Here is a 26,025-nt window from a genome sequence, read left to right on the forward strand (position 1 = left end):
GGGTCCCCCGGCGCGCTCACCGGCACCGGGGGAACCTTTGCCGGTTGCTGGAGCATGGCCACTGCCGGGCTGTGCCCGAATCTGGGGGCCGCTCAGTGCTGCGGCGCCGCCACGGAGTCCCGGGCCACCAGCGGGCAGCCCAGAATGGTGGGGGAAAGTGCGGTCCGTGAAAGGTCCACTTTGCCCTCGATGCCGTCAATGAGTTGTTCGGCTGCCCAGGCACCCATGCCGTAATGGGGAAGCGCCACCGTAGTGAGGCCGGGATGGAGGTTGGCGGCGATCAGTTCCTGGTCATCAAAACCGACAATCGACAGGTCCGCTGGAATGGCAAGGCCCAGCTCAGCAGCAGCACGGTATGCGCCCATGGCCATCTCGTCGTTATAGCAGAACAGGCCTGTAGGCCGTCCCTCCCGGGCCAGCATGCGGCGGGCTGCCTCGTAGCCGCCCGGCACTCCGGCGGTTTCCGTCTCGACAGGTGCCGCGGCGCCGTCGAGCCCTGCTTCCGTGAGGGTCGCACGGAAAGCCCGGAGCCGCTGGCGTGTAGACGGTACATCGACGGTGTTGTTGATGAAGCCCACCCGGGTGTGGCCCGCATCAAGGAGCGCGCGAACAGCCGCCCGGGCTCCACCTTCCTCATCCGGAATGACGGCCGTGATGTTGCCGCCTGCGGCCACAGAGTCGACCAGGACGGAGGGCACGTTCCCGAGGTTGTCCGGCAGTTCCGCGTTCCGGTGGTACATCGTGGCGTAGAGGATTCCGTCCACGCGGCGGTCCAGGAGGGCCGCCACGTCTGCCCGCCGGGATTCGAGGCTGGCGGAGCCGGAGGTGTTGATGATCATGAGGTTGTAGCCGCGGGCCTTGGCGGCCTCGTCGGCACCCAGGATGATGCGCCCGGCGTGCGGCGTGGTGGCGATATCCTCGCTGACCAGGCCCAGCATGCCTGTCCGCTGGGTACGCAGGGCCTGGGCCAGGCGGTTTGGGCCGTACCCCAGCTGCTCCGCGGCGGACCGCACCTTGGTACGCGTCTCCGCGCTCACCCTGGCATAGGACACATCATTGAGGACGTGGGAAACGGTCGTCACCGAGACACCGGCGGCCACTGCCACGTCCCTGATGCCGACGTTCTTGTTACTCATCTGTGTACAAATTCCTCATGGTCGGCAATACCCCTTGGGTTACCAGTAGGCTACTCGCTGCCGGTGATCCGCAAGCAATGGCCCGGAGGCAGCGGCAAGGCCCGGATCACCCTGGGGAACCCCGCGCCGCGGCACGCAAGGAACCTGGTCAGGCGGCGACGGGCAACACCAGCAGATACCCCGCCGGCAGCGCGCTGCTCCAGCGGCGCGGCTCGCGGACCACGAACTGCGTGGCCAACTGTTCCGGGCTGAGCAGGGCGTCGGGCGCGGGCGAAGGCCCCCACTGCCCGCTGCCGTAGGGGTACAGCGGATCCAGTACGCGGATGCCGGTCACCGCAAACGCCGGAAACTGGTGCGGATCACCGGAGGACTCGAATCCGCTCATCACCCACGCGTGCCGCCCGCTCCACATGACCAGACCCACCGGCCTCCCTGTATCCGTCAGGGCGTTTGCCGCGGTGCGCAGCGCTTCCTCATAGCCGGGAATGCTCACCACGCGGTACGGCCCCATCCCGGCGTCGGTCAGCACCTGCGCCCAGCCGAAGGGGTTCGCGCCGTTGAACGAATCGGACGAGTGGGCACGGGCCATCTCCCACAGTTCATTCTGCTGGGCCCGGTCCGCCCAGGTTCCACCCCCGGTGGCGTCGATGAGGTTGTGGGCCATCTGGACGCTCGCGGCCACACACCAGTCGAAGGTGTACTGCGGAACAAAGTCGCCTTCCCGGTACAGGTCCAGGGCGAACGGCTGGGGCGCGGCAACGGGCGCCGGCGCTGGTGACGGAGCCTGTGACGTGGCGGGTGCCGGCGCGGGGATGGGCGCCCGCGCGGGGGCCGCAGCTGCCGTCGGGGCAGCCGTGGCAGCATCCTGCGCTGGAGCCGTCACGGACAGCTGGAGGCTCCCTCCTGGGGTACAGCCCGCAAGGATTGCGGCCAGGGCCATGAACCAGGCCAGGAGACGCAGGCGGGCGCCGGCCATCATCGCTCCCATCCATTCCAGTAGAGCGGACTTACTCCATTACCAGTCTCCCGCCCGCGCCTCCCCTTGACTACCCCACCAGAAGTTCCCTACACTTTTCATAAAGCAGAATCTAAATTCCACAAAGCGGAAACAGCAAGGATGCCGGAAGCGATGGAAGATAGATCAAAGCCCCTCCCCGGAAGGACCTACGATGACGTACACAGTGAACTGCTCCATCCTCCTCACGGAGCTTCCCCTGCTCGAGCGCCCGGCCGCCGCCAAGGCAGCAGGCTTCGACGCCGTCGAGTTCTGGTGGCCCTTCGAGACCTCCGTCCCGGCGGACAGCGAGGTCACCCGGTTCGAGAACGCCATCAAGGACGCCGGGGTCCAGCTCACCGGGCTGAACTTCAACGCCGGCAACATGCCGGGCGGCGACCGCGGCCTTGTTTCCTGGAAGGGACGCTGCTCGGAGTTCAAGGACAACATCGACGTCGTTGCAGGCATCGGCGAGCGCCTGGGCTGCAAGGCCTTCAACGCCCTCTACGGCAACCGGCAGGACGAATTCACCCCGGAAGAGCAGGATGAGCTGGCCGTCAAGAACCTGGCGGCAGCAGCCGAAGGCGTTGCCCGCATTGGCGGTACCGTCCTCCTCGAACCCGTCAGCGGCGCACCCAGGTACCCGCTCCTCACCGCCGACGACGCACTCAAGGTCATCGCCCGCGTCAAGGAGGAAACCGGCGTCGGCAACGTCAAGCTCCTCGCCGATTTCTACCACCTGGCCGTCAACGGCGACGACGTCGAATCCGTCATCGAAAACCATGCCAAGGACTTCGGCCACATCCAGATCGCCGACAACCCCGGCCGTGGCGCCCCCGGCACCGGCACCCTGCCGCTCGGCGAATGGATCGCCCGGAGCCGCGAACTTGGCTACGAAGGCTACATCGGCCTGGAGTACAAGGAACCGCAGGAGACGGCCTTCAGCTGGGCCATCCGCCAGCACGCCGCACGCTGACCACCGCCAAGACCATACAGACTTCAGAAAGAGAACCATCATGAGCAACGTTGCAGTCATCGGACTCGGAATCATGGGCCTGCCCATGGCCATCAACCTGGTCAAGGCCGGCCACACCGTCACCGGTTTCAACCGCAGCCAGGACAAGATCGACAAGCTGGTCTCCGAAGGCGGCAAGGGCGCCTCGAGCATCGCTGACGCCGTCAAGGAAGCCGACGTCGTCATCACCATGGTGCCGGACTCCCCCGACGTTGAAGGCGTGGTCAGCGGCAAGGACGGCGTCTTCGCCAACGCCAAAAAGGGCACGCTGTGGATTGATGCTTCCAGCATCCGCCCCGACGTCGCCAAGCGCCTGTCCGACGAAGCCCGCGAAGCCGGCATCCGCCCGCTCGACGCCCCGGTCTCCGGCGGCGAACAGGGCGCCATCGACGCCGTCCTCTCCATCATGGTGGGCGGCGACAAGGCAGACTTCGACGACGCCCAGGATGTCCTGAACGCGGTGGGCAAGACCATTGTCCACGTCGGTCCCTCCGGCTCTGGCCAGACCGTCAAGGCTGCCAACCAGCTGATCGTCGCCGTCAACATCGAGGTCCTCGGCGAGGCCATCGCCTTCCTTGAGGCCTACGGCGTGGACACCGACGCCGCCCTCAAGGTCCTCGGCGGCGGCCTGGCCGGCTCCAAGGTCCTGGACCAGAAGGGCCAGAAGATGCTGGACCGCAACTTCGACCCCGGCTTCCGCCTTGCCCTTCACCACAAGGACCTGGGCATCGTCACCGCCGCGGCCCGCGAAGCCAACGTCGCCATCCCGCTCGGTGCCGTCGCCGCCCAGCTCGTCGCCGCCACCGTCAACCAGGGCGACGGCGGCCTGGACCACTCCGGACTCTTCAAGCAGGTCCTGCAGCTCAGCGGCAGGAAGTAGGAGCAGCCCCGCCCAAACGGGGCACTTCGACACGGACACTCCGGCCGCCGTCGTCCATTACGACGGCGGCCACCCCCAAAGTGCCCCACGACGGCTCGTGGGGGTACTTCAGCACACCCAAAAACAGACTTTCAAGCTTTCAAGGAGCACCCCATGAGCAAGATGCGTACCGTTGATGCAGCGGTGGCCATCCTGGAAAAGGAAGGCGCCATCGAGGCGTTCGGCCTGCCAGGCGCCGCCATCAACCCCTTCTACTCCGCAATGCGCGCCCACGGCGGCATCCGCCACACGCTGGCCCGCCACGTTGAAGGCGCCAGCCACATGGCCGACGGCTTCAGCCGCGCCAAGGACGGCAACATCGGCATCTGCATCGGTACCTCCGGCCCTGCCGGCACCGACATGGTCACCGGCCTCTACGCCGCCTGGGCAGACTCCATCCCAATGCTCTGCATCACCGGCCAGGCCCCCGTGGCCAAGCTGCACAAGGAAGACTTCCAGGCCGTGGACATCGAGTCCATCGCCAAGCCCGTCACCAAGATGGCCATGACCATCCTGGAACCCGGCCAGGTTCCCGGCGCCTTCCAGAAGGCCTTCCAGCTGATGCGTTCCGGCCGCCCCGGCCCCGTGCTGCTGGACCTGCCCATCGACGTGCAGATGGCCGAAATCGAATTCGACATCGACACGTACGAGCCGCTGCCCGTTGAAAAGCCCAAGGCCTCCCGGAAGCAGCTGGAAAAGGCCCTGGACATGCTCCTGGCCGCCAAGCACCCGCTGATCGTGGCCGGCGGCGGCATCATCAACGCCGGCGCCTCCGCGCAGCTGGTGGAACTGGCCGAGACCCTCAACGTTCCGGTCATCCCCACACTGATGGGCTGGGGCACCATCCCGGACGACCACCAGCTGATGGCCGGCATGGTGGGCCTGCAGACCTCGCACCGCTACGGCAACGAGAACTACCTGCAGAGCGACTTCGTGATCGGCATCGGCAACCGCTGGGCCAACCGCCACACGGGCGGCCTGGAAACCTACACCGCCGGCCGCAAGTTTGTGCACATCGACATCGAGCCCACGCAGATCGGCCGCGTGTTCTCGCCGGACCTGGGCATCGCGTCCGACGCCGGCGCGGCGCTGGCCGGGCTGGTTGAGCTCGCCAAGGAGCGGGCAGCGGCAGGGTCCCTGCCGGACTACAGCGCCTGGGTTGCCGAGTGCCAGGATCGCAAAGCCTCCCTGCACCGCAAGACGCACTTCGAGAACATCCCCATCAAGCCGCAGCGCGTGTACGAGGAGATGAACAAGTCCTTCGGCCGCGACACCACCTACGTGTCCACCATCGGCCTGTCGCAGATCGCCGGCGCGCAGATGCTGCACGTGTTCGGCCCGCGCAAGTGGATCAACGCCGGCCAGGCAGGCCCGCTGGGCTGGACCGCCCCGGCTGCGCTCGGCGTCGCCCGTTCCAACCCGGACCAGACCGTGGTGGCCCTCTCCGGCGACTACGACTTCCAGTTCATGATCGAAGAACTGGCCGTGGGCGCGCAGTTCAACCTCCCCTACATCCACGTGGTGGTGAACAATTCCTACCTGGGCCTGATCCGCCAGTCCCAGCGCGGGTTCAACATGGAGCAGAACGTGTCCCTGGCGTTCGAGAACATCAACAGCGCGCACCTGTCAGAGGACACCCGCGGCTACGGCGTTGACCACCTGAAGGTGGCCGAGGGCCTGGGCTGCAAGGCCGTCCGTGTGGAGGACCCCAGCGACCTCGCTGCCGCGTTCGACAAGGCCAAGGCCCTGATGGGCGAGTTCCAGGTTCCCGTGGTGGTGGAAGTGATCCTGGAAAAGGTCACCAACATCTCCATGGGCGTGGAAATCAACGCCGTGAACGAGTTCGAGGAACTGGCCGAGACCGCAGCCGACGCCCCCACCGCCATCCTGGCACTGCAGGCCTAACCATGCGCATCGTGATCGCCCCGGACAAGTTCAAGGGATCGCTGTCGGCCCCGGAGGTGTGCAGCCACCTGGAAAAGGGTCTGCAGCGCGGTGCCGGCGGCAACCTTGACGTGGTCCGGATTCCGGTGGCCGACGGCGGCGAGGGCACCCTCGACGCTGCCGTCGGCTCCGGTTTCACCCGCCGCACGGCAACGGTCACCGGGCCCACCGGGCAGCCGGTGGTGGCGGACTACGCGGTCCGCGGGCACGAGGCCGTCATCGAGATGGCCACCGCGTCGGGGCTTGCCTTGGTCCCTAATGTGCGGAAGGGTGGCCGTCCGGTGTCGGCGGACGCCGCCGCCGCCACCAGCATTGGCACCGGCCAGCTCATCCGGGCAGCCCTCGACGCCGGCTGCCGGCGGATCGTGCTCGGCGTGGGCGGCAGTGCCAATACCGACGGCGGCGCGGGGCTCCTCCAGGGGCTCGGCGCCAGGTTCCTGGACAGCAGGAACAACGAACTTCCCCCGGGCGGGGCTGCGCTGGCAAACCTGCACAGCATCGACTTCACCGATTTCGAGCCCCGCCTGGTGGACACCCGCTTTGTGCTGGCGTCCGACGTGGACAACCCGCTGCTGGGCGCACAGGGCGCCGCAGCCGTGTTCGGTCCGCAAAAGGGCGCCACACAACAAGACGTCGGCATGCTCGACGCCGCCCTGGCCAGGTTCGTCGAAGTCCTGGCCAGGGAAATCGGATTTCGCGCGGTTAAAGCCGCGGAAGCACCGGGAGCCGGGGCAGCCGGCGGCGTGGGCTACGCAGCCATCGCCGTGCTGGCCGCAACGCGCCGGCCGGGCATCGACGTCGTCCTCGAATTCACGGGGCTGGCGGACCGCCTCGCCGGCGCCGACCTGGTGATCACCGGCGAAGGCAGCCTGGACGAACAAAGCCTGCTGGGCAAGACGCCCATGGGGGTTGCCCGGGCAGCGGCGGCCCAGGGTGTCCCGGTCGTCGCTGTCTGCGGACGGACCACCCTGGGTCCGGTGCAGGCGGCCGCAGCAGGATTCGAGGACATCCATGCTTTGACGGCGCTCGAAACCGATGTAAACAGGTGCATAGCAGAGGCAGGGCCGCTGCTCGAGCAGCTGGGCACCCAAATCAGTGCGGGGCTGGCGGCCAACAGGCCTGCCGCCGCAAGTACCAAGGAGGACCTCCGTGTCTGAAGAACGTTTTGACCTCGTCATCCGGGGCCGGCGCATCCTGACCACTGCCGGCATCGCCCCCCGCGAAGTGGGGGTGCGCAACGGCAAGATCGTGGCCATCGAGCCGCTGGGCAACGGCCTGGCCGGCACCGAAGTGATCGAACTTGCCGACGACGAGACCCTGCTGCCCGGCCTGGTGGACACCCACGTCCACGTCAACGAGCCGGGCCGCACCGAGTGGGAGGGCTTCGCGTCCGCCACCCGCGCTGCAGCGGCAGGCGGCGTGACCACCATTATCGACATGCCGCTAAACTCCGTTCCGCCCACCACCACGGTGGAGAACCTCAAGCTCAAGCGCGAGGTGGCCGAGGACCAGGCGTTCATCGACGTCGGGTTCTGGGGCGGCGCCATCCCCGGCAACAAGGCCGATCTCCGCCCCCTGCACGACGAGGGCGTCTTCGGCTTCAAGTGCTTCCTCCTGCACTCAGGCGTGGACGAGTTCCCGCACCTGGACGCGGACGAGATGGAAGAAGACATGGTCGAGCTGAAGTCCTTCGACTCGCTCATGATCGTCCACGCCGAGGACTCGCACGCCATCGACCGCGCACCCCACCCGGGCGGCGACCACTACTCCACGTTCCTGGCTTCCCGTCCGCGCGGCGCCGAAAACAAGGCCATCGCCGAGGTCATCGAGCGGGCCCGCTGGACCGGTGCGCGTGCGCACATCCTGCACCTGTCGTCGTCGGACGCACTGCCCATGATTGCCAGCGCAAAGCGCGACGGCGTGAAGCTCACCGTGGAGACCTGCCCGCACTACCTCACGCTCATGGCGGAGGAAATCCCGGACGGCGCCACCGCGTACAAGTGCTGCCCGCCCATCCGCGAGGCGTCCAACCGTGAGCTGCTGTGGCAGGGCCTGCAGGACGGCACCATCGACTGCATCGTCTCGGACCACTCCCCCTCCACCCTGGACCTGAAGGACCTGGAGAACGGCGACTTCGCCGTCGCATGGGGCGGCGTCTCCTCGCTCCAGCTGGGCCTGTCCCTGATCTGGACCGAAGCACGCCACCGCGGCATCCCGCTGGAACAGGTCGTCTCCTGGATGGCGGAGAAGCCCGCCAACCTGGCCCGCCTCACCAACAAGGGGCAGCTGGCGCTGGGCTACGACGCCGACTTCGCCGTTTTCGCCCCGGACGAGGCGTTCGTGGTGGACGTGTCCAAGCTCAAGCACAAGAACCCCATCACCCCGTACGACGGCAAGGCCCTGTCCGGTGTGGTGCGCAGGACCTTTCTCCGCGGCGCCGTAGTGGACGGCCAGACCCCAACGGGCAGGCTGCTCCGCCGCGGCGGCGTATAAGGGCCCGTCATGGCAGTGGAAGCCCATCATCCACGGACCACGGCTCCGCACCGGGTTCCGCCGAGGCGAGCCACCGCACATGGCCTGGCCGTCTGGGTGGTTCCGGCCGAAGGAACCAGTCCCGAAGTCCTGCACCACGCCGCCCAAATGGTCCTTGCCAGGGCCCTCCAGACTGCTCCGGAGGCGGAAGTCCATTGGCCTGCCGCCGGAGCCCCCACGTCCGCCGCGGAGGAAGCAAAAGATGACTCCTCCCGCGCTTCCTCCGCGGCGGAGGCAACCAGCCCGGCTCTTTCAATGGACGACGGCGGCGCCCGCCTGCCGCCGTCGGCCGGGCCCGTCAGCCGGGTCGCCGTGGACCTCGCCGCCGACGCCGTCCTGCTGGACGGCAAGCCGGTGGCCCTGACCGGTGTCGAGTACAAGGTGCTGCGGTACCTGGTGACGCACCTGTCCCGCACGGTGGGCCGCGAGGAACTGCAGGAGTTCCTGGAATCACTGGATTTTCCCGGCGCCACCGCACGCTCCATCGACGTTTATGTAGGCAGGATCCGCAAGAAACTGGGCACTGCCCGCCATGCCGTGGCCACCGTCCGCGGCGGCGGGTACCAGTTCGTTCCGGGTCCGCACGCGGCCGTTCGGGGTCCTGCGGAATACTGCATATGACGCGCTGGTTTGAATCAGTAAGCGGTGACCCGCTTCACTGGATGTTTGGCCATCACTGACCGAGTCTTACAAAGGAACGCCATGAGCCCCACCCTGACCACCAAGCTTCAGCCCGGCACCCCGGCTCCTGATTTCACCCTCCGGGACGCCCAGGGCCGCGAGACCTCTCTGGCCGATTACCGTGGCAAGAACGTCATCGTGTACTTCTACCCCAAGGCCGCCACCCCCGGCTGCACCACCGAGGCCTGCGACTTCCGCGACAGCCTTGCATCGCTGCAGGGCAAGGGCTACGAGGTTATCGGCATCTCCCCCGACGCCCAGGAAGCCCTGGCCGGCTTCAGCGGCGACTTCTCGCTGACCTTCCCGTTGCTCTCTGACCCCGACCACGCAGTCGCCCTGGCCTACGGCGCCTGGGGCGAGAAACTGGTCAACGGCGAGATCCATGAGGGAATTGTCCGCTCCACCGTCGTCGTGGACCCCCAAGGCAACGTCACCCTGGCCCAGTACCAGGTCCAGGCCGACGGCCACGTCGGCCGCCTGAAGGAAGCCCTGGGAGTCTAGGACCCGCCATCACTTCCTGCAGCATTCCCCCGGACGCCCCAGCACATACTGCTTGGGCGTCCGGCGTTTAACCGGCGGTCTCTGCCGCGACCTGCGCATATGGGGGGGAAAACTGGGCTGAACAGGCATTCAGCTCCACCCATGATGAGGAAAGGGACGGCCATGGACGACGGGATGGATAAGGAAGCGCCGGAGTACGGGGCGGACCCGCGCCTGGCGCTGGTATTGGACTCGGTCTTTGGGACAGGCCCCGACGCAACCCTGGAACTGACCGTGGTGGTTGACGGTGCCGTCATCTCGGGGTCGTTGGTGTCGGAGCAGGCGTGGAGGCAGCGGCAGAACGACCAGGTGCGGATCGGCAGCTGGGCCATCGCCGGGGTCCTCGATTCCTGGGAGCCGGCGGCGGTTGGCGCCGGCACAGAAGCCGGGCGACGGTACCTCCACTTCCTGGGACCCGTACTGCTTTCGTGCGGAACCAAGCTGCCGCTGCAGGCAACCAGGGTTGATGTCCGCCGGGTTGCCGCCTGGAGCATCGGCCGGATTCCGGAAGAGTAGGGTGACCGCATTGCCATCGGGGTGCGTCGCGGCCCGGGGCTGGCCCTGGGTTCCGTGAGGGCTACTTGCGGCGCCAGTACTTGCCCCAATCGACTTCCATGGCCCACAACGCAAGCAGCATCGCATCCATGGTCATGAGTCCCGCCAACAGGTACGACCAGCCGAGGAACAAACTCACAGCAATCTCCTGACTATCCCCCAGCCAATCGATTGCTGCTAAGTGTGGCACCTACAGGGCCGCTATGGAATGCCCTCCACCCGCAGTCTTAAAAAGGATTTCGAGCCTGTGGTGCGCCTCGGTCTCCAGCTTCAGCCGCCGCGTCAGTTTCTCCACGTGCCGGGACATCTCCTCGCCGACGGGGAGCCGGTCTCCCGGCCAACTGGATACTTCCCGTGATTTCGCGAGCGCGTGTTCCAACTCCCTGGCGGCCGCCCTTACCTTTCGTGAGTGGAAGTAGAGGCGAAGCAGTGCCCTGCCTTTGTCCCTTCCACTCCTTTTTACTTGTTCCATTGGCTTCCCCGCCTTCCGCAAGCCGTCCAGCTTCCGTGCGGTTCGTCGTCGTACCTCGTGGCCGCGAAGCTGCTGCGTTTCCTTCGAGTGTGGCTGCCCCACCTCAACGTCCCGGCAAGCAGACGCCAAGATTTCCGCAAGATCTGCTGAGCCACTCCTGGGGCAGGAGGAGGGCACGTATCCGGCTGTCAGCGAAGTCACCGGAAACTGTGAACCCTAAGACATGCTGTGTGCGGCTTAATACTGTAGAAGTAGAGCTATGGTCTCTCCCTCCGAATCCCGCCGTGCGGTGGTCATCGAAGATGACCCGGACATTCGCGGACTGCTGGTCCGTGTCCTGGCGAAGCAGGGCTTTGACGTCACCCAGGCCGGCGCCGGGCTGCCGGGAGTGGAGGAGGTGCGCCGGATCAAGCCGGACCTGGTGACCCTGGACCTTAATCTGCCGGACCTTGACGGGCTGGAGGTCTGCAAGCTCCTGCGCGAGTTTTCCGACGCATTCATAGTGATGCTCACCGCCCGGGCGGACGAACTGGACAAGCTGACCGGCCTGGACAACGGTGCCGACGAATACATCAGCAAGCCCTTCAGCCCCAGGGAACTGCAGTCACGCATCAATGCCCTGTTCCGCCGCCGGCCCTCCCCCGCTGCGGCTTCCGCGGCCCGCAACGAACTTGAACGCGCCACGGAAGTTCAGCAAAGCCTCCTGCCCAAGGAGGACATCAGGGTGGACGGCTACGACGTCGCCGGCCTCTTCCGCCCGTCCCGCAGTGTGGGCGGTGACTTCTACGACTGGTACCAGACGCCCGAGGGGCTGCACCTGACCTTCGCCGACGCCATGGGCAAGGGAATGGGCGCAGCGCTCATCGCGGCAACAGTCCGCGCCGTCATGCGCTCCACGGGCCTGCGGCAGGATCTGGACGCCGGATTTGCGGCAGCGAGCAAGGCGATCGCCAGCGACCTGGATTCGTCCAATTCCTTCGTGACCCTGTTCCACGCCCGGCTGGACGCCGCCTCCGGCAAGGTGGGTTACGTCGACGCCGGCCACGGGCTTGCGCTGCACGTCCAGCCCGAGGGGCCCGCGGACCGCCTGCCCTCGGGTGGACCGCCTGTGGGCGCCTGGCCGGGGACGCAATGGCCCAAGTCGGAGCTAGCGCTGGCCCCGGGCGATTCGCTGGTGGTGGTCAGCGACGGCGTGCTGGACGTGTTCGGGTCCGTGGAGGACTTCACGGACGCCGTCAGGCAGGCCACCCAGTCTGCAGGATCTGCCCAGGAAGCCAGCAACGCCATCCTCGCACTTGCCCCCGCGGAGACCGCCGAAGACGACGTCACGGTGGTCGTGGTCCGCCGGCTCCCCCTGGAGTCAGCCGCGTGACCCGGTTCTGGACCCGGGTAGTGGTGGTGCTGACCGTCCTGACCGGCCTGAACTACATCGCCTGGCGCTGGATGGCGTCCCTCAACTGGGACGCCTGGTGGATCGCCCTCCCCCTGGTGGCCGCCGAAACGTACAGCCTCATCGACGTGATGCTTTTCGGCATGACCGTGTGGAAGCTGAAGATCCGGAAAGGCGCTCCGCAGCCACCGCACGACGCCACCGTGGACGTCTTCATCACCACGTACAACGAGGACCTGGACATGGTCCTGACCACCGCGCTGGCGGCCCAGAGGATCCGGCACCCGCACAGCACCTGGATTCTGGACGACGGCGCCCGCCCCGAGCTCAAGTCCCTGTGCGAACAGCACGGCCTGGGGTACGTCACGCGCAGTGGGGACTGGACCAAGGACCTGCCGCGGCACGCCAAGGCCGGCAACCTCAACAATGCCCTCATGGTCACCCACGGCGAGTTCCTGCTGATCCTGGACGCGGACCAGATCCCGGAGCCGGACATCCTGGAAAAGACCCTGGGGTACTTCAACAACCGCCGGGTGGCCCTGGTCCAGACACCCCAGTACTTCAGCAATGTTCCCGCCTCCGATCCGCTCGGCAGCCAGGCACCGCTGTTCTACGGCCCCATCCAGCAGGGCAAGGACGGCTGGAACGCCGCCTTCTTCTGCGGCTCCAACGCCCTCCTGCGCCGCGAGGCCCTGATGCAGCTGGGACTTGTGGGATACGTCAAGGAAACCGAGAAGAGCATCCGGCGCGCCCTGGCTGCCTCGCGCGCAGCCATCAAGCAGGCCAGGAGGTCCGCCGACGTTGAGTCGCCCCTGGTGGCCGGGGTGCTGGACGAAGTGGAGGCCGCCACCCGCGAAGCCCAGGAGGAGGTGGACGCCGGGCGGCCACTGAGCGAAGTGACGTACCGTGTCCGGCGCCGGGTGGACGCCGCGGTCCAGACCCTGGTCCAGGCCGACGTCGCAGCCCTCCAGGCGGACCTTGAGGAAATCGCGGCCATGGAACTGGCGCACGTGGGTGAGGCCGGCGTTCCCGTGGTGGCAGACGACGCCGTCAAGCGCATGTCCGCCCGTGACTGGTCGCCGCTGGGTGCGCTGGAATCCGTCCAGGCGGTCCTGGACGCGCTGACCGTGGAGCGCAGCAATGAGGCCCAGCCGGTGATGCCGCTGGCCACCATCTCCGTCACGGAGGACATGGCCACCGCCATGCGCATGCACGCCATGGGCTGGGAGAGCGTGTACCACCACGAGATCCTGGCATACGGACTGGCACCGGAGGACCTGAAGACCATGCTCACCCAGCGCCTGCGCTGGGCGCAGGGCACCATCCAGGTGCTGCTGCGCGAAAACCCGCTGGTACAGAAGGGCCTCAAGCTGGGCCAGCGCCTGATGTACTTCGCCACCATGTGGACCTACCTGAGCGGGTTCGCCGCCATCATCTATTTCGCGGCCCCCATCATCTACCTGCTGCTGGGCATCCTTCCGGTCAGCAGCCTGAGCTGGGACTTCTTCATCCGCTTCATCCCGTTCATGGTGGTCAACCAGCTGCTGTTCGCCGTGGCCGGCCGCGGCATCCCCACCTGGCGCGGCCAGCAGTACAGCCTGGCGCTGTTCCCCACCTGGATCAAGGCCTGCACGACGGCGGCCCGCAACGTATGGTTCGGCCGTCCCCTGGGCTTTGCCGTCACCCCCAAGGCCCGCCAAAGCGGCGGACCCAGTTGGAGCCTTATCCGGCCCCAGATCGTGGTGTCCGTCCTGCTGGCCCTTGCCGCCGTCGTCGGGATCATCCGCCTGGTGACCGGCCTGGCCGAACCGCTGGGCACGCTGGTCAACGTTGTCTGGGTGGTCTTTGACCTGGTGGTCATGAGCATCCTTGTCCGCGCCGTGCTCTACAAGGGGTACGAACCGGCCACAGAACCTGCAAACAGAGAGGAATCCTGATGGAGTTCAGTTACGAGGTCAAAGATTCGTACGCGGAGGTCAAGGCGGACGGGCGGCTGAACATGGTTTCGGCCCCCAAGCTCCGTGAGTTCGTCACGGACGTCATCGCCGGCGGGTCCAACCGGATCGTGGTGAACCTGGAAAACACCGCGTTCATGGATTCCTCGGGGCTGGGCGCACTGATTGGCTGCCTCAAGGCGGCGCGCCAGGCCGGGGGCGACCTCCGCATCGCCGCCGTGCAGCCGCAGGTGAACATGGTCCTGAAGCTGACCAGCATGGACAAGGTCCTCACCGCCTACCCCACCGCCGAGGAGGCGTTCGGCAATGACTGAGGTGCTTGCCGCGCGCAGCTTCCGGGGACCAGCTGCCGAAGACGCCATCGAAGCCGTCCACAACGACCTCGACAGTCTCTGGCTGGAAGTCCCGTTCGTGAACGACATCGACCAGATGACGTTCACCACCGCCGTCATCGAGTCTGCCTCCAACATCGTCCAGCATGCGCAGCCGACCGGCGACCGCGAGGTGGAGCTGGGTGTGGAAACCACCGTGCAGCCCGCTCTGCTGCAGGCCCGGGTCAGCGCTTACTACGCCAAGCCGCCCTTCGGCCCCATGGAGGCCTCCACCCCGGATGACGACGCCGAGTCCGGACGGGGCCTGGCCCTGATCGAGGCCCTGGTCACCACCGTGACCTTTGAGCGCCAGGACGGGACCAACACTTGGGTGCTGTCCCGGACCTCCTCGCAGGAACAGCCAAGCCCGTAACCGCTTGACACTGCTGTCCACCTGTTCTTGAATATTACGTATGCTGAAATAACAGTTCCATGATGCGGAAGCCCGTGTTCCACTCCCGGGCGCCGGGCCCGTCCGGCATCCGCATAGCCGTCACCATGGATGCCAGCATGACCCTCAAGGATTACGCCAGCATGAAGCTTGCCGAATTCAACAACGCAGACCCCGCCGCGGCCCAGGCCACTCTCCGGCCCTGCATCGACGTCACCCGCTGGGTGGAAGCCGTAGCCGGGGCACGGCCGTTTGCCGGCCGCACCCAGCTCCTGGAGTTCGCCGCCCAGGCGGCGAACCCGTTCACTCCCGCCGAGGTTGACGCCGCCATGGCACACCACCCAAGGATCGGGGAACGCCCGACGGCAGCAAGCACCGAGGCGTCCATGTCCCGGTCCGAACAGGCGGGGGTCGATCCCTCGGACACCGGGGTCGCGGAGGCCCTGGCGCGCGGCAACCGGGACTACGAGGAAAAGTTCGGTCGGGTCTTCCTGATCCGGGCCGCCGGACGCACCGCACCGGAGATCCTGGAATCACTGAACCAGCGGCTCGGCAACGCGCCGGAAGAAGAAGACACCATCGTGGCGCAGCAGCTGCGCGAAATCGCCGTACTGCGGCTCGAAGGACTGATCAGCGAATGAGCGTTTCCCACGTCACCACCCACATCCTCGACACCGGCGCCGGGCGCCCGGCGGCGGGGGTCGCCGTCGTCCTTTCAAAGAACGATGGCGGCACCTGGCGTGAGCTGGCTTCCTCCAGTACCGACGCCGACGGCCGGGCGAAGGACCTGGGGCCGGAGCAGCTGGAACCGGGCCACTACAAACTGAACTTCGCCACGGGGAAGTACTACGCAGCACTGGAGACGGCCACCTTCTTTCCCGAAGTGGACCTGGTTTTCGAGGTGACCGGCCCCGAGCACTACCACGTGCCGCTGCTCCTCAGCCCGTTCGCGTACTCCACCTACCGGGGCAGCTAAGGCCCTTCGGGAGCATTGGAACATCACCGCCTGCTCCCCAATGTCACGGGCGTCACAGTTCCCGGCATAGGATCAGGAAGTATGGCCTCAAAAAATGAACCGGAATCCGATACCGACACCGATGCCGAGGGCGGCCAGTCCGGCGGGGTCCAGTCCGTGGAGCGTGCACTGACAGTCCTGGAGATTCTGGCCAGGGAAGGCAACGCCGGTGTCAGTGAGATCGCCGAGGAGATGGGGATCCACAAGTCCACGGTCTCCCGACTGATGGGTTCGCTGGTGAGCCGTGACATGGTCCACCAGAACAGTGAGCGCGGCAAGTACCAGCTCGGCTTTGGGATCCTGCGCCTGGCCAGCTCCATCCCCGGCCGGCTGAGCCTGGTCCACGAGGCAAGGCAGGTGCTGGAAAGCCTGGCCGAGGAATTCAAGGAGACGGTCAACCTCGCCGTCCTGCGTTCCAACTATGCCGTCAACGTGGACCAGGCCATGGGCCCTTCCACGCTGGCCACCTACGACTGGGTGGGGAGCCTGACGCCCCTGCACGCCACGTCCAGCGGCAAGGTCCTCCTGGCCGCCCTGGAGGCAGACGAACGGGACCGAATCCTGAAGGAGACCGGCCTGGCCGCCCGCACCGCCCGCACCATCACCCGCCGCGAGGAACTGGACGCACAACTGCTTGAGGTGGCCGCCAAGGGGTACGCCGTGGTTCGGGAGGAATTTGAAATTGGCCTGAACGCCGTGGCGGTGCCCGTCTACAACCACCAGGGCACTGTTATTGGCTCCGTCAGCATCTCGGGTCCGGCGTTCCGGTTCGACCCGGAAAAGATTCCAGGACTGCTCGATACCCTCAAGGAGGCCGGGCTCCAGGTCAGCGCCAATATGGGCTACCACCGGCGGTAATCGCGAAACCGGCGGTCGATCCTGCCGGAAAACGTTGAGGCCGCCCCCCTGGCATAGCTCCTGGAAGCCATCCCGGGCCGGCACCGTTCGCAGGCATCGAAGTCCTGCGGGTGAATGATCAGCCGTCCGCCGGGATCCGGGGAGCGGGCGGCTTTGGCGGCTGAAAGGCGACCGCCTGCGAGGCTTCCATGAGCACTGGCGTCCGCACAACGCCCCTTCCGAAGTCGCCTTGTGCGCAACATGAATCGCAACATGCAACACAGTGCGCCTGGATGCTATCCGTGTCAAGACCCGTCCGGAGTTGTTATCTGCCGGCTCGTAATATCGGGACTTCCTAGGCAAAGCCTTGACAAGAAGAGTGGCATAAATCACTCTGTTGCGTAATACGAAGTCCGTTGCGTCTACCTGACTGGGAAGCCAGTCCCGAAGAAAGAACCTCGTTTACCGGGCATTTTGCCCACCGCTTCGCCACCATGGCAGGTAAGGCACTTAGGAGCCGTGCCTTACCGGCCCTCGATCCCCCCACGAACAAGCACGGCCCGAATACCTCCCCAATGTCGGTACCAGTGCCCCCACCGGACTCCCGAAGCATTGATACCTGGCACATCTCTGCCCACGGCCCAGCCATTGGTTACAGCCTCCACACAAGCAGGAGTACAGCAATGAACAACCCCGCCATCTCAGTTCGCAGTCTTTGGAAGGTCTTCGGACCAGGGGGAGAGAAGATCCCCGGCAACCGCGAACTTGCGGCCCTTGGCTCTGCCGAACTCCTCGAACGCACCAAATGCGTGGCGGCCGTCCGCAACCTGAGCTTCGACGTTGCGAAGGGTGAGGTATTTGTGGTCATGGGACTGTCAGGATCAGGCAAGTCCACCCTCATACGTTGCCTCACCAGGCTGATTGAACCTACTTCCGGGCAGGTACTGGTTGACGGAAACGACGTCCTGCAGGCGGGCGTAGCCGAACTCCGGGAACTCCGCCGGCGCAAGGTATCCATGGTCTTCCAGCACTTCGGGCTGCTCCCGCACCGCACGGTGCTGGACAACGTGTCCTACGGCCTGCAGATACGCGGAACGGGCAGGAACGAACGCCACGCCAAGGCCCGCGAAATCATTGAACTTGTTGGCCTCAAAGGCTACGAACAGCACTACCCGGACCAGCTGTCCGGCGGTATGCAGCAGCGCGTTGGCCTGGGCCGTGCCCTGGCCGGGGATCCGGACACCATCCTCTTTGACGAGCCCTTCTCAGCCCTGGACCCGCTCATCCGCCGGGATATGCAGGCGGAAGTCATCCGGCTGCACAAGGACATGGGCAAGACCATGGTCTTCGTGACGCACGACCTCTCGGAAGCGCTCAAGCTCGGAGACCGCATCCTGATCATGCGCAATGGCGAGCCGGTGCAGTGCGGCACTGGAGACGACCTCGTGGGGTCACCGGCGGACAAATACATCGAGGACTTTGTCTCCGAAGTCCCCCGCGCCGACGTCCTGACCCTCAAGTGGATTACCCGTCCTGTTGCAGACAGCACGCCGGGGGACGCCGCGGTCCTCAACTCCCGGATGATCATCCGGGACGCCATCCCGGCGGTAATGCACTCTTCCTGCCCGGTCCTGGTCGAAGAGGGCGGCCGGATCACCGGCCAGATCGACCGCGACAGCATTCTTTCGGTGCTGCAGCCGGCAGAGGCGGCGGCCTGATGTCGGCCCTTGTCCAGGAACGGCCAACGGCCCAGGCTGCCCCTGCCATTGTCCCCGAACCCCGCCGCAGGCCCAGCCGGCGTACCATCCTGCTGCTCAGCGCCGCTGCCGTCTGGATCCTTGGATTCCTTATCCTGAACGGCACGGCAACGCTGGCGTTGCCAGCGTCAGAACTGACGGACCTGCACCGTTCCCTCAACCAGTTCAACGCCTGGGTCGGGGCAAACCGGGCCGACAACCCCCTTTTCCTTTACGTCTTCACACCCCTGCGGTCCGCCGTGGACGCGGTGGCGAACCTTTTCACCACCACATTTGCGGCCACTGCAACCGGCCTGCGCCTGCCGGAGATCGGCTGGCTGGGCACGGTGGGCCTGCTGACCTGGATCGCGCTGGCCGTAGGAAACCTCCGGGTGGCATTGTTGACGGCCGCAGTCTTCGTCTTCTTCGGCATCCAGGGCCTGTTCGTGGAGGCCACGTACACCTTCGCCCTGGTCCTCACCTCTGTGCTGCTGACGCTGCTGGTGGGCATCCCCCTCGGCATCCTCGCGGGCATCTACAGCCGGGTTGCCAAGGTGATAACCCCCGTACTGGACTTCATGCAGACGCTGCCGACGTTTGTGTATCTCGCACCGCTGGCCCTGGTCTTCCTGATCGGGCCGGCCTCCGCGGTGATCGCAACGGTGATCTACGCCGCTCCACCCGTTATCCGGCTGACGGCACACGGCATCCGCCGCATCCCCGACAACACCCGCGAAGCATCCGACTCCCTTGGTACCACCGGCCTCCAGCGCCTGCTCACCTTGCAGCTGCCCATGGCGCGCCGGACCATTGTGATGGGAATCAACCAGGGGACGATGGCGGCCCTCTCCATGGTCACGATCGCCGCACTGATCGCAGCCCCGGGACTTGGCCAGACGGTTATCAGGGCTTTGCAGTCCCTGGACGTTGGCACAGCAGTCAATGCGGGCCTCTCCATCGTCCTGCTGGCCATCGTGCTGGACCGGGTGACCACGGCAGCGAGCCGCCGCGCGGAGCCAGGCGCAGCCCGCAGCCGCCGGCTGGGCCGCCGGACCCGCTACATCCTTCTTGGTGTTGCCCTTGCCGTGGTCCTGGCCATGGTGCAGTTGTCCAGGACCATGCTGTGGGCCGCCGCCTTCCCGGCAGACCTCAACGTGGGCCCGCAGATCGTCCAGGCCGTGAACTCCGCCAGCCACTGGCTGCAGTCGAATCTGTCCCTCTTCACGGTTTCCCTGCGGGAAGGTGTCACCAACGCCATCCTCAACCCATTCCAGTCCCTGCTCACCGATACCCCCTTCTACATCCTCGTCGCGGTGTTCGCCATCGTGGCCTTTGCACTGGGTGGATGGAAGCTCGCGGCACTGACCACGGCCTGCCTTGGGGTCATCATCTATCTCGGCCTCTGGAGCGACTCCATGGTCACGCTGGCCGGTACCCTCGTGGCCACGGCAGTGGTCATGGTGCTGGGCATCGTCTTTGGTGTCGCCATGGGCCGGTCCAACCGCGTGGACCAGTTCCTGCGGCCACTGCTTGATGCGGGCCAGACCATGCCTTCCTTCGTGTACCTGGTGCCATTCCTTGGCCTCTTCGGAGCTACCCGCTTCACCGCGATCATCGCCGGCATCATCTACGCCGCCCCTGTAGCCATCAAGATCACCGCCGATGGGATCAGCGGCATCTCCCCGACAGTTGTCGAGTCTGCTGTTGCCAGCGGTTCGACGCCCTGGCAGGTCATTACCAAGGTGCAGCTTCCCATGGCCCGGCAGTCGCTCGCCCTCGCGGCCAACCAGGGACTGATCTACGTCCTGGCCATGGTGGTGGTAGGCGCCCTGGTAGGGGCCGGCGGCCTCGGCTACGACGTCGTCGCGGGCTTCGTCCAAAGCTCGATATTCGGCAAGGGCCTTGCAGCAGGCCTGGCCATCGTGTTCCTCGGAATCATGATGGACAGGATGACCCAGGCAGCCGCAGCCGCGCCGGCGCGCAGCATCCCGTCCAAGACCACCACCTGACCTGCCCGCACTCTGCAGGCACCGGTTCAACCCAGCAGGCCCGGCCTTCGCCTGGGCATAAGACCCTTACACCCCAACAAGGAGACCCAACATGAAGAAAGCTGAAAGGCTGATAAAACGCACCCTGCCGGCAATGGCTGGAGCCGCTGCCGCCGCCCTGTTCCTCGCGGGCTGTGGTGGCGCGTCGGTGAACCAGACGGCAGCAGCCGGCGGCGCCAGTGGAACCCCCTGCGGCACGGTGAATGTGGCCATGAACGCATGGGTGGGCTATACGGCAGATGCTGCCGTGTACAGCTATGTGGCGAAGAACAAGCTCGGCTGCACGGTGGTCCAGAAGGACCTTAACGAACAGGTCTCCTGGCAGGGGTTCGCTTCCGGTGAAGTGGACGTCATCATGGAAAACTGGGGCCACGCCGACTTGACCAAGCAGTACATAACGGACCAGAAGGTGGCTGTTGATGCCGGCCCCACCGGCAACGAAGGGCACATCGGCTGGTACGTTCCGCCATGGATGGCAGAAAAGTACCCGGACATCACCGACGGGAAGAACCTGAACAAGTATGCGTCCCTGTTCACCACCTCGGAGTCCGGTGGAAAGGGACAGGTACTTGATGGCGACCCCGCCTTTGTCACCAATGACGAGGCGCTGGTGAAAAACCTGAACCTGGACTACAAAGTGGTCTTCGCCGGTTCAGAGGCGGCACTGATCCAGTCATTCCGGACCGCGCAGCAGAACAAGACCCCCCTGCTCGGCTACTTCTACGAACCGCAGTGGTTCCTTTCCGAGGTGCCCCTCAAGAAAGTGAATCTGCCGGCCTGGACCGAAGGCTGCGATTCGAACCCGGAAACGGTTGCATGCGACTACCCGACCTACAAGCTCAACAAGGTGATCTCCAAGAAGCTTGACGACAGCGGTTCGCCCGCGGCCAAGCTGGCCAAGGGCTTCACCTGGACGAACGAGGACCAGAACTCTGTGGCCACCGACATCCAGGGCGGAATGACCCCTGAAGCTGCGGCAAAGAAGTGGGTCGATGCCCACCAGTCGGCTGTTGACAAGTGGCTCAGCTGACGGTCAGTCCCTAACGGCCCACGACCATGGGAAGGCTTTGGCCCCGGTGCTTCAAGCGCCGGGGCCAAAACCATTAAGGCTACAACCCGGCTAGACCACCACCAGGGAGCCACGGAGCGGTGGCAGCGACTCCTGCGCCGGCGGCAGCACCTCCTGCCTCCCCACGCGGACACGACCGACCGCGGCGAGCACCTTCCCGAAGACGGGATCAGGGTGGAGGCGCCTGAGTTCTTCGGCGAGGCAGTCGCGGAGGTTACGGCGCGGGAGGGAGACCCGCTGGGCGGGCTGGCCCGGCTGGGTCAGTTCCGCAGCGGAAAGCCCGGGACGGAAAAGCCGGATTTCGCCGGCGTCCAGGATGAGCCGAACGCAACGGATGCCTGCTCCTGCCGGGTCCTCGAGGGTCGTCACGGGCACGTCCAGTGCTACGGCAAGCCACGCGGCCATCAGCAAGAGACTGGGGGAATCAGCCGCTCCTTCGATTTCCGCGGCAATTACCGCCGATGAGTCCACTTCGTCCAATGCTGCCGCGAGCTGGATGCGCCAGTAGGTCAGGCGCGTCCAGGCGAGGTCGGTGTCGCCTGCTTTGTAGGTGCGGTGGATGCGTTCGAGCGCGGCCTGGGGGTCGGGTTCGTTCGCAGAGTCCGTGATCCGGCGGTGCGCGATCACTCCGATGGAGGTTTCGCAGGCGTTCTCGGGGGCGCCGTGCGGCCACCAGGCCACGATCGGGGCATCCGGGAGCAGCAGCGCCGCGACCAGGAACTCGGATTCATGCGCGAGTTGGCCGTAGCCGCGCAGCACAATCACTTCCGAGGCGCCGGCGTCCCCGCCCACACGGATCTGGGCGTCCAACCGGTCCTCGGCGTCCTTCCCGGAATCGGCAAGCACAATGATGCGGCAGGGGTGTTCCCGGGAGGCGTCGTTCGCGGCTTCGATCGCTTCCTCTTCGAGCCCGGACTTGGTAACCACTAGCAGGGTGAGGACCCGGCCCAGGGCGATCACACCGCCCTGCTCCCGCAGGGACATGAGCTTCCTGGACACCTTGGAGGTGGTGGTATCCGGCAGGTTTACGATCACGGCCTTCTCCAGCTTCGCCCGTCGCGGGCCAGCACCGCGAAGCTCGACGGCAACAATCCACGGTTCGCCGGCTCATGGACCACGAACCTCAACTTCTTCCGGGCGAGCTCACCCGCCACCCGGAACAACGCACACGGCGACGGACCCGCGGTCCGGTTAAATCGGCGGTCACTTGGATCACGCAACGGATTAGGCCGCGGGTTGCGGGTTTGCGGGGGCAACAACGCTGTTGCAGTCACGGTCATGTCCTTGTCTATTGCCTGACGGTAGTTTCAGGAAGGGTTGGATAGGGGGCATAACGCAGCGGCGGCCCCACCCGGTCCAGGTGGAGCCGCCGCTGCTCGCCAGGGCGCTAGTTGATGGCTGCCTGGAGCTCCTTGGCTGCCAGTGCGGGATCGGAAGCCCCATAGATGGCGCCGCCGGCTACGGCAACGTCGGCTCCCGCAGCTTTCACGGCTGCAATGGTGCCGGCATTTACGCCGCCTGCCACGGAGAAGGGCACCTTTGCTTCTTCACCTGCGCGCAGGAGTCCGTTCAGGTCGAAGCCGGGCTTTGCCTGCTCGTCAAGGCCTGCGTGCATCTCGACGAACTTCGCGCCGAGGGCACGGACTTCCTTGGCACGGGCGGCCTTGTCTGCAACGCCGATGAGGTCGACGACGATGCCCTTGTTGTGTGCCTTGGCTGCCTTCACCGCACCGGCGATGGTGGAGTCATCAGCCGTTCCGAGGACGGTGACCAGGTCGGCGCCCGCCTTGAATGCGATCTCGGCTTCGAGTTCGCCGGCGTCCATCGTCTTCATGTCCGCGAACACGAGTTTATCGGGGTGGGCTTCCTTCACGGCGGTGATGGCTGAGAGCCCTTCGGCCTTGATCAGGGGGGTGCCCAGTTCGATGATGTCGACATACTCGGCGACCTTGCCGGCCAGCTCGAGGGCGTCCTCGAGAGTGAGCAAGTCCATGGCAACCTGGAGTTTCATTTTTTCTGCTTTCTTTATTTGGTGTTTTGGCGTAAACGAATGTTTGTTTATTCGAGGTTTGCGTGCCGCAGCCAGAGCTGCTCGGCGGGTACATCGGCGCTGGCCCAGAGCGATTGGAAGACCGCCTCCGTCACCACGAAAAGGACCTGTTCGAAGAGGCTGCCGGAGTACTGGCGGGAGACACCGGAGCCGTGGTCCGTCTTTTGCGGCGCAGGAAGCACCACGACGACGTCCGCCAGGCCTGCGAGGGGGGAACCGGGGTTGGCGGTGAAGGCGGCAACCCGGGCGTTTGCCCCCGCGGCGGTCTCCGCAGCCTTGACCACACCTGAGGTGCTGCCCGAGCCGGATGCCACCAGGAGCAGGTCTCCCTTCCTGATGGCGGGCGTGGTGGTGTCCCCTGCCACGTGCACATTCAGGCCCAGATGCATCAGGCGCATGGCGGCCATACGCAGCACAAGTCCGCTGCGGCCAGCCCCCGCAACGAACACACGGTCCGCGCGCGCCAGCAGCTTGGCAGCCTGGTGGAGTTGTTCGGTGCTGACCTGGGCGGCGGTGTTTCCAAGCTCGCCCAGCACCAGGGAGACGTTGTCCCTGATGGCCTCACCCGACGCTGTGATGCTGGGCGCCGTCAAAACTGTTGACTCCATTTCTCCTCCTTGTCGGGTCCTCACGTCCATCTTCCTGAGCCCGGCGGGTAGGCAGAACGCCAAATCCGGATGGTTATAGCTACCCGAATGGGTAGGAGACCGGGCGATTAGTCGCATACTCTTTGTGAATGACAGCGAACACCCCGTCAATTGGGCGGGCCGTTAAACCGGAGCGTGACACGCCCTGGCCTCTGCTCCGGGCCGTCGCCCGCATCGCCGAGGCGCCCCTGTCAGGCATCGCGGAGGCCTTGCGGGACGCAGTCGTCCCTTCCGCCGGGGGCGACGCCTTGGTGATCTTTACCGAGGAATGCACGGGGCGCCCGCAGAAAAAAGCCGGCAATGAGGAAGTGGTGGCCCGGGTATCCATCGGGGAACTCCAGCAGCTGCGGGACCACGTAGCCGGCGATGGGCCCTGGCAAGGACGGGCGCTGATCGCGGGCAGGGAAAGGGATGTTTTTGCCGTCCGGTACCCGCCCAGCAACGCCTTGCTGGTGATCACCTACCCGGATTCGAAGGACGGGCCGGAACTGCCAAGCGACGTCGAACTCGTCCAGTACCTCTGGCACCTGGCCGCGCGCCGGATCCAGGAAAAGGTCACTGACGCCCCTCCGTCGTACCTCCTGGAATCGCGGGCGGCATCCGCCGAGCGGATCCGGGTCACGAGCGAGCTCGTGGACCTGCATTCCACCACGCTGGAAACCATCCTGGCCGCCTCCCGCTCCGGGTCAATGGATGACGCAACCGCACGCGCCACCGTTCGTGACGCGGCGGCGAAGGCGCTGGTGGAACTGCGGACCCACAATGACCAGACCGTGGACCTGGTGAAAGAGCCCGTCGCCACAGCATTCCAGCGGCTGCGGGAAGACCTGGGGCCCCTCACCCGGTTCAGCGGCATTGACGTGCAGTTCGTCGAACCGCCCCGGAACGGCAGGGCGCTCCCCGGCGAGGTTGCCATCGCGGCCCGCGCCATCGTGCGGGGCCTGCTGCTCGCCATGATGGAGCAACCCGAGGTCCGTCGGGTCCGCACCCAGTGGGACTGCGACGGCGAGAACCTCCTGATCAACGTCCGGGACGACGGACGTGGCGGGCTCACTCCCGACGCGCCCAACATCGGGCGCCTCCAGCGGCAGGTCCAGGCACTGGACGGCGAAATGGAGATCGACCTCATGCCAGGCTGGGGAGCCGACATTTCCGTCAGACTGCCCCTCGACCCGCCATCTGCTCCCGCCGACGTTTCCGGCTGGAACCTGGCCGCGAGGGAGCTGGAAGTCCTTCAGCTGCTGGCCTCAGGCCAGCGAAACCGCAGCATCGCCTCGAACCTGAACATCAGCGAGAACACCGTCAAGTTCCATGTCCGCAACCTGTTCCGGAAGCTGGGGGTCGCTTCACGCACCGAAGCCATCGCTCTGGCGCACAGCCAGGGGCTGCGCTGAGCCGGAACATGCGCGGCTTCCGGCCGCTAAACCCAGACCTGGTAGCCCGAGGACTTGTCGAACAACCGGCGGGTGCAGATCCCTTCACCGGCGATCCACAGTACGGAGTCGTCCTCGGTGGCCTGCTCCACCACACCGGCGGCAATGTATTCGCCCTGAAGCCACACCTCAACGGCGTGGCCGGGCAGCCGCGCCCAGTCAACGCGGAGGGCAAGTGGCCGCTGGACAGTCTCGTTTCCCTTGCCGGCATTGCCGCCCTTTCCACGGCTGTCCGCAGTGGTACGGGCGTCAAGGGTCGCCTGTGGATTCACTCTCTTCTCCGTTCCCCGGCATC

At 65.9% G+C, this 26,025-nt stretch carries 26 protein-coding genes; 19 read left to right on the plus strand and 7 right to left on the minus strand.

Translation table 11 applies throughout. The annotated features are described in order from the left end of the window. Positions 1 to 92: 92 nt before the first annotated feature. Both VXJ37_RS10050 and VXJ37_RS10055 read right to left on the minus strand, forming a co-directional pair. Entirely contained in the window at positions 93 to 1,136 is a 1,044-nt protein-coding gene (locus VXJ37_RS10050) for a LacI family DNA-binding transcriptional regulator (RefSeq protein WP_331322896.1), read from the minus strand. Between the two features lie 148 nt (positions 1,137 to 1,284). Further along, positions 1,285 to 2,112 carry a hypothetical protein gene (locus VXJ37_RS10055; protein WP_331323013.1) on the minus strand — a complete coding sequence of 276 codons (828 nt, stop codon included), beginning with the start codon at positions 2,110 to 2,112 and terminating at the stop codon, positions 1,285 to 1,287. A gap of 193 nt (positions 2,113 to 2,305) precedes the next feature. Between VXJ37_RS10055 and VXJ37_RS10060 the strand changes: the two genes are divergently transcribed. The 8 genes from VXJ37_RS10060 (at position 2,306) to VXJ37_RS10095 (ending at position 10,277) form a co-directional block, all read left to right on the plus strand. Then, the gene (locus VXJ37_RS10060; RefSeq protein WP_331322897.1) at positions 2,306 to 3,106 is read left to right on the plus strand and encodes a hydroxypyruvate isomerase family protein; all 801 of its coding nucleotides are present in this window, start codon (positions 2,306 to 2,308) and stop codon (positions 3,104 to 3,106) included. 40 nt (positions 3,107 to 3,146) lie between these two features. Then, positions 3,147 to 4,025: a 2-hydroxy-3-oxopropionate reductase gene (locus VXJ37_RS10065; protein WP_331322898.1), complete on the plus strand. Its 879-nt coding sequence runs from the start codon at positions 3,147 to 3,149 to the stop codon at positions 4,023 to 4,025. 153 nt (positions 4,026 to 4,178) lie between these two features. After that, on the plus strand, positions 4,179 to 5,969 hold the full coding sequence (gcl, locus tag VXJ37_RS10070) for a glyoxylate carboligase (RefSeq protein ID WP_331322899.1): 1,791 nt from the start codon (positions 4,179 to 4,181) through the stop codon (positions 5,967 to 5,969). A 2-nt stretch (positions 5,970 to 5,971) separates the two neighbouring features. Beyond that, positions 5,972 to 7,165 (plus strand): glycerate kinase, encoded by a 1,194-nt coding sequence (locus VXJ37_RS10075; RefSeq protein WP_331322900.1) that lies wholly within the window; start codon positions 5,972 to 5,974, stop codon positions 7,163 to 7,165. Further along, the gene (gene allB, locus VXJ37_RS10080) at positions 7,158 to 8,501 is read left to right on the plus strand and encodes an allantoinase AllB (RefSeq protein WP_331322901.1); all 1,344 of its coding nucleotides are present in this window, start codon (positions 7,158 to 7,160) and stop codon (positions 8,499 to 8,501) included. The genes VXJ37_RS10075 and allB overlap by 8 nt, the downstream gene beginning before the upstream one ends. A gap of 9 nt (positions 8,502 to 8,510) precedes the next feature. Next, positions 8,511 to 9,161, plus strand: a complete 651-nt coding sequence (locus VXJ37_RS10085) for a winged helix-turn-helix domain-containing protein (protein ID WP_331322902.1) — start codon at positions 8,511 to 8,513, stop codon at positions 9,159 to 9,161. An 81-nt stretch (positions 9,162 to 9,242) separates the two neighbouring features. Then, positions 9,243 to 9,722, plus strand: coding sequence for a thioredoxin-dependent thiol peroxidase (gene bcp / locus VXJ37_RS10090; protein WP_331322903.1), 480 nt, complete (start codon positions 9,243 to 9,245; stop codon positions 9,720 to 9,722). A gap of 141 nt (positions 9,723 to 9,863) precedes the next feature. After that, complete coding sequence (locus VXJ37_RS10095) at positions 9,864 to 10,277, plus strand: hypothetical protein (protein WP_331322904.1); 414 nt, start codon at positions 9,864 to 9,866, stop codon at positions 10,275 to 10,277. Positions 10,278 to 10,506: 229 nt separating this feature from the next. On the opposite strand, the gene VXJ37_RS10100 is transcribed toward VXJ37_RS10095, so the two are convergent. After that, positions 10,507 to 10,788 carry a hypothetical protein gene (locus tag VXJ37_RS10100; RefSeq protein ID WP_331322905.1) on the minus strand — a complete coding sequence of 94 codons (282 nt, stop codon included), beginning with the start codon at positions 10,786 to 10,788 and terminating at the stop codon, positions 10,507 to 10,509. 259 nt (positions 10,789 to 11,047) lie between these two features. Here VXJ37_RS10100 and VXJ37_RS10105 point away from each other — a divergent pair, with 259 nt between their 5' ends. From VXJ37_RS10105 to VXJ37_RS10150, 10 genes are all read left to right on the plus strand, one after another. Then, a complete protein-coding gene (locus VXJ37_RS10105; protein WP_331322906.1) occupies positions 11,048 to 12,160 on the plus strand; it encodes a PP2C family protein-serine/threonine phosphatase in 1,113 nt (370 codons plus the stop codon). Continuing rightward, positions 12,157 to 14,115, plus strand: a complete 1,959-nt coding sequence (locus tag VXJ37_RS10110) for a glycosyltransferase family 2 protein (RefSeq protein WP_331322907.1) — start codon at positions 12,157 to 12,159, stop codon at positions 14,113 to 14,115. Before VXJ37_RS10105 ends, VXJ37_RS10110 begins: the two co-directional genes overlap by 4 nt. After that, entirely contained in the window at positions 14,115 to 14,447 is a 333-nt protein-coding gene (locus VXJ37_RS10115) for an STAS domain-containing protein (protein WP_331322908.1), read from the plus strand. Before VXJ37_RS10110 ends, VXJ37_RS10115 begins: the two co-directional genes overlap by 1 nt. Then, positions 14,440 to 14,877, plus strand: coding sequence for an ATP-binding protein (locus tag VXJ37_RS10120; protein ID WP_331322909.1), 438 nt, complete (start codon positions 14,440 to 14,442; stop codon positions 14,875 to 14,877). Before VXJ37_RS10115 ends, VXJ37_RS10120 begins: the two co-directional genes overlap by 8 nt. 161 nt (positions 14,878 to 15,038) lie before the next feature. Next, positions 15,039 to 15,536, plus strand: coding sequence for a 2-oxo-4-hydroxy-4-carboxy-5-ureidoimidazoline decarboxylase (uraD, locus tag VXJ37_RS10125; protein ID WP_331323014.1), 498 nt, complete (start codon positions 15,039 to 15,041; stop codon positions 15,534 to 15,536). After that, complete coding sequence (gene uraH, locus VXJ37_RS10130; RefSeq protein WP_331322910.1) at positions 15,533 to 15,871, plus strand: hydroxyisourate hydrolase; 339 nt, start codon at positions 15,533 to 15,535, stop codon at positions 15,869 to 15,871. Before uraD ends, uraH begins: the two co-directional genes overlap by 4 nt. 81 nt (positions 15,872 to 15,952) lie before the next feature. Beyond that, positions 15,953 to 16,768, plus strand: a complete 816-nt coding sequence (locus tag VXJ37_RS10135; protein WP_331322911.1) for an IclR family transcriptional regulator — start codon at positions 15,953 to 15,955, stop codon at positions 16,766 to 16,768. Between the two features lie 662 nt (positions 16,769 to 17,430). Then, positions 17,431 to 18,465: a quaternary amine ABC transporter ATP-binding protein gene (locus VXJ37_RS10140; RefSeq protein ID WP_331322912.1), complete on the plus strand. Its 1,035-nt coding sequence runs from the start codon at positions 17,431 to 17,433 to the stop codon at positions 18,463 to 18,465. Beyond that, positions 18,465 to 20,492: an ABC transporter permease gene (locus tag VXJ37_RS10145; RefSeq protein ID WP_331322913.1), complete on the plus strand. Its 2,028-nt coding sequence runs from the start codon at positions 18,465 to 18,467 to the stop codon at positions 20,490 to 20,492. The genes VXJ37_RS10140 and VXJ37_RS10145 overlap by 1 nt, the downstream gene beginning before the upstream one ends. 91 nt (positions 20,493 to 20,583) lie before the next feature. Continuing rightward, on the plus strand, positions 20,584 to 21,561 hold the full coding sequence (locus tag VXJ37_RS10150; protein WP_331322914.1) for an ABC transporter substrate-binding protein: 978 nt from the start codon (positions 20,584 to 20,586) through the stop codon (positions 21,559 to 21,561). A 90-nt stretch (positions 21,562 to 21,651) separates the two neighbouring features. Here VXJ37_RS10150 and VXJ37_RS10155 read toward each other — a convergent pair whose 3' ends face one another. The 3 genes from VXJ37_RS10155 to hxlB form a co-directional block, all read right to left on the minus strand. Next, positions 21,652 to 22,635 (minus strand): glucose-6-phosphate dehydrogenase assembly protein OpcA, encoded by a 984-nt coding sequence (locus tag VXJ37_RS10155; RefSeq protein ID WP_331322915.1) that lies wholly within the window; start codon positions 22,633 to 22,635, stop codon positions 21,652 to 21,654. A gap of 352 nt (positions 22,636 to 22,987) precedes the next feature. Further along, positions 22,988 to 23,611, minus strand: coding sequence for a 3-hexulose-6-phosphate synthase (gene hxlA, locus VXJ37_RS10165; protein WP_331322916.1), 624 nt, complete (start codon positions 23,609 to 23,611; stop codon positions 22,988 to 22,990). A 47-nt stretch (positions 23,612 to 23,658) separates the two neighbouring features. Next, positions 23,659 to 24,258, minus strand: a complete 600-nt coding sequence (gene hxlB / locus VXJ37_RS10170) for a 6-phospho-3-hexuloisomerase (RefSeq protein ID WP_331322917.1) — start codon at positions 24,256 to 24,258, stop codon at positions 23,659 to 23,661. Positions 24,259 to 24,386: 128 nt separating this feature from the next. Between hxlB and VXJ37_RS10175 the strand changes: the two genes are divergently transcribed. After that, positions 24,387 to 25,691, plus strand: a complete 1,305-nt coding sequence (locus tag VXJ37_RS10175) for a helix-turn-helix transcriptional regulator (RefSeq protein ID WP_331322918.1) — start codon at positions 24,387 to 24,389, stop codon at positions 25,689 to 25,691. 26 nt (positions 25,692 to 25,717) lie between these two features. Here VXJ37_RS10175 and VXJ37_RS10180 read toward each other — a convergent pair whose 3' ends face one another. Beyond that, positions 25,718 to 26,002 carry a hypothetical protein gene (locus VXJ37_RS10180; protein ID WP_331322919.1) on the minus strand — a complete coding sequence of 95 codons (285 nt, stop codon included), beginning with the start codon at positions 26,000 to 26,002 and terminating at the stop codon, positions 25,718 to 25,720. Positions 26,003 to 26,025: the final 23 nt, after the last annotated feature.

This window comes from Pseudarthrobacter phenanthrenivorans, assembly GCF_036455295.1.
Classification (GTDB): Bacteria; Actinomycetota; Actinomycetes; order Actinomycetales; family Micrococcaceae; genus Arthrobacter; species Arthrobacter phenanthrenivorans_C.